The following is a 6,125-nucleotide window of genomic DNA, read 5'->3' on the forward strand; positions in this document are numbered from 1 at the left end:
CAAGGAAGTCTTCCGCGGCGAGGGCACGACCGGCTCGCAGGGGCAGGCCGCGCGCCCGCCGGTCGTTCGCCCAACCGACAACTGAGGTCGAAACCAATGATCGACCGCATCGTTTCCGAACTCGGCCCGTGGAACTGGATGGTTCTCGGTTTCGTCCTGCTGGTGATGGAAATCATCGCGCCGGGTATCTTCATGCTGTGGATCGGCATCGCCGCGCTGATCATCGGCGCTGTGTCGCTGCTGATCTGGGACACCGGCTTCTGGACATGGCAGGTCCAGGTCCTCGCCTTCCTGGCGCTGTCGCTGGTCTCGGCCTATGTCGGCAAGAAGCTGGTCGGCAGCCGCAACGACCCGACCGATCAGCCGCTGCTCAACCGGCGCGGCGCGCAGATGGTCGGCAGGATGGCGACACTTGCCGAACCGATCCGTGACGGGCGCGGCCGCATCAAGCTGGGCGACACACTGTGGCGTGTCTCCGGCCCTGACCTGCCGGCCGGCACGCAAGTGCGCGTGACGGGTGCGGCCGATACGGATCTGGAACTGACCGTCGAGGCGGTCTGAACGTTCAGGCGGCGCCGATACGCAGCAGATCATGCAGGTGGATGAGGCCGACTGGTTTCCGGCCCTCCACCACCATCAGGCTGGTGATGGCTGAATTGTTGATCGTCTGCAGCGCCGTTGCCACCAGCGTGTCCGGCGTCGCGGTCTTCGGACCTCTTGTCATCACCTGATCCACCGTCATCGCCAGCAGATTGCTGCCGATGTGACGGCGGATGTCGCCATCGGTGATGATGCCGACCAGCGCACCGTCGACATCGGTGATCGCGACGCAGCCAAACCCTTTGCGCGACAGTTCCAGGATCGCGTCCTGCATGCCGGTGCCCGCAACCACCAGCGGCAGCCTGTCGCCGACATGCATGATCTCGCGGATCTGCGTCAAATTGGCGCCGAGCTGGCCGCCCGGGTGAAAGGTGCGGAAATGGTCCGGCGTGAAGCCGCGTGCTTCGAGCAGCGCGATCGCCAGCGCGTCGCCCATCACCAGTTGCAGCAGCGTCGATGTCGTTGGCGCCAGGCCATGCGGACAGGCCTCCGGAGCGCGCGGCAAAAGCAGCACCACGTCCGCCGCCCGCGCCAGCGCCGATGTCTCTCCGGCGGTGATGGCGATCAGCGGAATGGAAAAGCGCCTGGAATAGGCGACGATGCCCATCAGTTCCTTGCTTTCGCCCGACCACGACATGGCGATGATGGCGTCGTCCCTGGCGATCATGCCGAGATCGCCGTGGTTGGCTTCGGCGGGATGGACAAAGAAAGCCGGCGTGCCGGTCGAGGCCAGCGTCGCGGCGATCTTCGAACCGATATGGCCGCTTTTGCCGACGCCGGTGACGATGAGCCGGCCTTCAATCCCCGAGATCATCTCGACCGCCTGGGCGAAAGGCGCGGCCAGCCCATTCTCCAGCGCCTCGGCGAGGGCTGCGACACCGGCCTGTTCTGTCGCCACCGTCCTCAGCGCCGAAGCGATCGAGGCTTGCCTGTCCAAAGGCTTCTTATCCAGGGATCCCGCATGCATGGCTGATGCGATTAGCGCTTTGCCGGCGCGCTGTCCAACGGAAATGGCCCCAGGCATATCGCCCGAACGTGTGCGGTGGTTCAGACGACGGCAGGCGAGAAAACGCACGCGGTATGAATCCCTTTGGAAATCAGCGCTTCAGGCAGCTGACGGGCCGCTGCCTCAACCCTCCGTTAACCATCCCCATTTACGGTTCGGTAAGTATGGCGCGCGTGCGCCGCGCAAGCAGTGGTGGCGATGTCCGGGGTCCAGCCAGAAAATTCGACGGGACGTGGGGGCAAGGCGGTCTGCGCCTTGCTGCTGGCAACCAGCATGTTTGCCTTGCTGCGCCCAACGGCGCTCCATGCCCAGGAAACCGAACTGCGCGGCGAAGTTTCGGAATCGGCGATCCTGTCCGACCAGCAGCGCAAGGCGAGACAGCTGGCCTTGGCAGCGCAGGGTCAACAGCCGGCCAACGCCGCGCAGGACAACGCGCCGGCCCGCACCTATCTGCCGGCCAGCGCCGGTGCCGTGCCTGACGACGCTGACACTGGCGACGCCACCGCGACCGGCAGCCTCTTTGACCCGCCGGCAGCCACTGACGACACGTCCGTCGACACTGCGGCGCCGCCCAAGCCGCGCCGCCGCTCATCGGCCGCCAGGCAGAATGCGGCTGACCAAGCCAAGGACAAGGCTGCCGACAAGTCGAAAAAGAAGAAGAAATCGACGGCCGACACCTCCGACATCACCGCTTCCACGACCGCCTCCACGCCGGACGCCACCGATGCCGCAGAGACCGATGCGGACACGGCCAACCGCCGCGCACTCACCATCGACAGCGCCGACAGGCAGAAGCTCGACCCAGGAGCGGAGCGTACGGACGCCATCGAAGGCCAGAAGAAGAAGCTGGAGGATGATCCGTTTGCCGCCACCGGCGTCAAATGGGGCTCCTTCGTCATCCGGCCGACGATCGAACAGGGCCTGACCGCCACCTCGAACGGCGATTCGAGCAGTGCAGGCAAGTCGGCGCTGCTGTCCGAGACGGCGCTGCGCTTTTCCGCCGCCTCCGACTGGCGCGAGAACTCCGCTACGATCGACGGCTATGGCCTTTTTCGCGAGACCGTCTCGGGTTACCCGGTTCACGACGAGCAAGGCCGCATCGAAGGCCAGCTCAATGTCGACCTCGACAATGGTTTGCGCGCCATCGCCAAGCTCGGCTACGAGGCCGTGCCGGAATCGGCATCATCGCCGGACGCCATTGCCGGCGTCAGCAAGCAGCCGCTGCGGCAGACCATCGATGGCAGCCTGGCCGTCGAAAAGCATCTCGGCAAGATGCAGTACACCTTGACCGGCGCGGTCTCGCACGACTTCTACGGCGACGCCAAGCTATCGGACGGCACCTCGCTGTCGCAGAAGGATCAGGACTCGACGCTCTACACGGCGACGTTGCGCACCGGCTACGAGATCTCCCCTGCCCTGACCCCCTTCACCGAAATCGAGGTCGGCCGCCGGACCTATGATCAACGCATCGACAATGAAGGCTTCGAGCGCTCGTCGACGCGACTCGGCGCCCGCGCCGGCCTTGCACTCGACATGGGTGAGAAGCTGTCGGGCGAATTCTCGGCCGGCTGGCTCAGGGAAGCGATCGACGACAAAAACCTCGATGCGATCTCGGGTGCCACCGTCAACGCCGACCTCAAATGGTCACCCGAGCGCGGCACCATAATCGGCCTGACCGGGCGGACCACCGTCGAGCCCACGACCACATCGGGCGAGAGCGGCGACATCCTCTATTCCGGTCGCCTGACAGGCGAACGCCAGATTCGCGCCAACCTCACCGCCAACGCGGCTCTGGGTCTCGACTGGCGTGATTACATCGGCATCGACGGCCATGACAGGGTGTTGAGCGCCGAGGCCGGCCTGACCTGGTGGCTGAACCGCTACGCCGGCCTGACCACAAGAGTGAGGAGCGAGAAACTGACCAGCAACCTGCCGGGCCGGGACTACACCGCCAACAGCATCTTCCTCGGCGTCAAGGTGCAGCGCTGAACGGCCGCACCAACGACATCCGGCCGCTCGCTAGGATGTTTAAAACGCAGCACCACGGCGCTCTGACGGCTTCAGCTCGTCGAGAAGCGTGCGGATGACGCCCGCCATGTTCTCGTTCATGTCGCTGCGCCACAGCGCGAAGGCGACATTGGCCTCGACAAAACCCTCCGGCGATCCGCAGTCGAACGTGCGGCCTCGATAGTGGTAGCCGTAGAAAGGCTGCTGCTTTTCCAGCTTCAGCATGGCGTCGGTGAGCTGGATCTCGTTGCCGGCGCCTTTTTCCTGACCTTCTAGGATCTTGAAGATCTCCGGCTGCAGGATGTAGCGGCCGTTGATGTAGAGGTTGGACGGCGCGGTGCCGGCCTTCGGCTTTTCCACCATCTCGGTGATACGGAAGCCGTGATGCGTGTCCTCGCCGCGGCCGACGATGCCGTATTTGTGGGTTTCGGCGGGATCGCATTCCTGCACCGCGATGATGTTGTTGCCGGTCTCCTCGTAGAGCTCGACCATTGCCTTCGTGCAGCTCTTCTCCGACTGCATGATCATGTCGGGCAACAAAAGCGCGAAGGGCTCGTCGCCGACGAGCTCGCGGGCGCACCAGACGGCGTGGCCAAGTCCCATCGGCACCTGCTGGCGTGTGAAACTGGTCTGCCCCGGCGCCGGCTGCAGCCGCTGCAGGCGGGCGAGCTGGTCGTCCTTGCCGCGCTGGGCCAGCGTGTCATAGAGTTCGAACTGGATGTCGAAATGGTCCTCGATGACGGCCTTGTTGCGACCGGTGACGAAGATGAAATGCTCGATGCCGGCCTCGCGCGCCTCATCCACCACATACTGGATCACCGGCCGGTCGACGACGGTCAGCATTTCCTTGGGGACAGCCTTGGTGGCCGGAAGAAACCGTGTGCCGAGGCCGGCGACCGGGAAGACTGCCTTGCGAACTCTCTTCATGCTTTCAATTATCCGTTTGAGGGCCAGCTCCGCAATCCCCGTTTCAAGACATTTTCACGCCGGAATTGGGGATTACTGGGAAACTGAGGGGAGCGTCCACCGGTAAAGCTTCGAAGCGTCTTTTCGTTCCCGGTGGCACCTATGGTAAACTAATTCCTAACCTGGTTCGGCGATGAATGGTCTTTCCTGAGACAGAGAAGGAGGAAAAGATGTCCGTTCGCAATGCCGCAAAAATTTTTACCAGCGTCATGGCGGCAGCCAGCCTATCGCTCGCTCTGCTGATGCCTGGCCCCGCTTTCGCCGATGCCGGTTTCCGGCAATGGGTCGCCGGCTTCCGCGCCACCGCCGTGCAGAGCGGCGTTTCCGGCGCCCTATACGACCAGGCCTTCAGGAACATCAGGGATATCGATCCCGTGGTGCTGGAAAAGGCGCGCACGCAGCCTGAATTCACGGCCCCTGCCTGGGACTATTTCGACAACCGCGTCCATGATCAGTCCGTCGCCGTCGGCCAGCAGATGGCCAGGAAATGGAAGCCGTGGCTGGATCGGATCGAGGCCAGGTTCGGCGTCGACCGTTACATCCTGCTGGCCATCTGGTCGATGGAATCGAATTATGGCGAGATCCTCAAGCGCGACGACATCATGCGCAACGTCGTGCGCTCGCTGGCGACCTTGGCCTACGCCGATCCGAAGCGGGCGAAATTCGCCCGCACACAGCTGATCGCCGCGCTGAAGATCCTGCAGACCGGCGACATCGACGAAAGCCATCTGAGCGGATCCTGGGCCGGCGCCATGGGCCACACCCAGTTCATCCCGACCAGCTATCTGCACTATGCCGTGGACATGGACGGCAATGGCAAGCGAGACATCTGGAATTCGATCCCCGATGCGCTGGCGACATCAGCCAATTTGTTGAAGAAGAATGGCTGGCAGGCCGGCAAGACCTGGGGCTATGAGGTCGCCTTGCCAGCCGGAAAACTTCCCGGCGGTTCCAAGACGCTGTCGCAGTGGCAGGCGCTCGGCGTCGCCAGGGCCAACGGCAAGCCGTTCAAGAACGGCTCCGACAAGGCGACGCTGAAGGTGCCGGACGGCCGCAGCGGGCCGGCCTTCCTGATGATCAAGAATTTCACGGTCATCAAGGCCTACAACAACGCCGACAAATATGCGCTGGCCGTCGGCCTTCTTGCCGACGAAATCGCCGGCTCGAGCGGTCTGGTGCAGGACTGGAAGCGGCCTTTCACCAAGCTTACTTTCGAGGAAAGACAGGAGCTGCAGAAGCGGCTTTCCCAGCATGGCCTTTACGACGGCAAGTTCGACGGCAAGATCGGCGACGGCTCGAAGACTGCCATCATGGCCTTCCAGGCCAAGGCCGGCTTGACCCAGGACGGCTATCCGAGCATGGAAGTGCTGAAGTGGCTCCGGCAGAAATAGAGCCGCCTGCGGTGCCGCGCGGCCTTCCAGGCGCGCAAAGGACACTGTAGCAATCTGGTTGGGCGGCATTTGCCGAGAAACCGATGCGGTTTTTCGGCAGGACTGCGCCAAGGGACGGAGGAAACGATTGGCTTCGGCTGCGCGCATCGCAGGGC

General features: G+C 63.6%; 5 protein-coding genes. 3 read left to right on the forward strand and 2 right to left on the reverse strand.

Annotated elements, in window-relative coordinates; genetic code table 11:
• The first annotated feature begins 96 nt into the window (after window positions 1–96).
• Complete coding sequence (locus EOA22_RS21730; RefSeq protein WP_013529725.1) at window positions 97–561, forward strand: NfeD family protein; 465 nt, start codon at window positions 97–99, stop codon at window positions 559–561.
• Between the two features lie 4 nt (window positions 562–565).
• Here the strand turns inward: EOA22_RS21730 and EOA22_RS21735 are convergent, their stop codons facing one another.
• Window positions 566–1,567, reverse strand: coding sequence for a KpsF/GutQ family sugar-phosphate isomerase (locus tag EOA22_RS21735; protein WP_024502733.1), 1,002 nt, complete (start codon window positions 1,565–1,567; stop codon window positions 566–568).
• Between the two features lie 237 nt (window positions 1,568–1,804).
• Between EOA22_RS21735 and EOA22_RS21740 the strand changes: the two genes are divergently transcribed.
• Complete coding sequence (locus tag EOA22_RS21740) at window positions 1,805–3,595, forward strand: outer membrane beta-barrel protein (protein ID WP_063168948.1); 1,791 nt, start codon at window positions 1,805–1,807, stop codon at window positions 3,593–3,595.
• A 39-nt stretch (window positions 3,596–3,634) separates the two neighbouring features.
• On the opposite strand, the gene galU is transcribed toward EOA22_RS21740, so the two are convergent.
• Window positions 3,635–4,540, reverse strand: coding sequence for a UTP--glucose-1-phosphate uridylyltransferase GalU (gene galU / locus EOA22_RS21745; RefSeq protein WP_013529722.1), 906 nt, complete (start codon window positions 4,538–4,540; stop codon window positions 3,635–3,637).
• Between the two features lie 209 nt (window positions 4,541–4,749).
• Here galU and EOA22_RS21750 point away from each other — a divergent pair, with 209 nt between their 5' ends.
• Window positions 4,750–5,970, forward strand: a complete 1,221-nt coding sequence (locus EOA22_RS21750; RefSeq protein WP_013529721.1) for a lytic murein transglycosylase — start codon at window positions 4,750–4,752, stop codon at window positions 5,968–5,970.
• Window positions 5,971–6,125 lie beyond the last annotated feature (155 nt).

It is taken from the genome of Mesorhizobium sp. M7A.F.Ca.US.014.04.1.1, from assembly GCF_003998745.1.
Classification (GTDB): Bacteria; Pseudomonadota; Alphaproteobacteria; order Rhizobiales; family Rhizobiaceae; genus Mesorhizobium; species Mesorhizobium ciceri.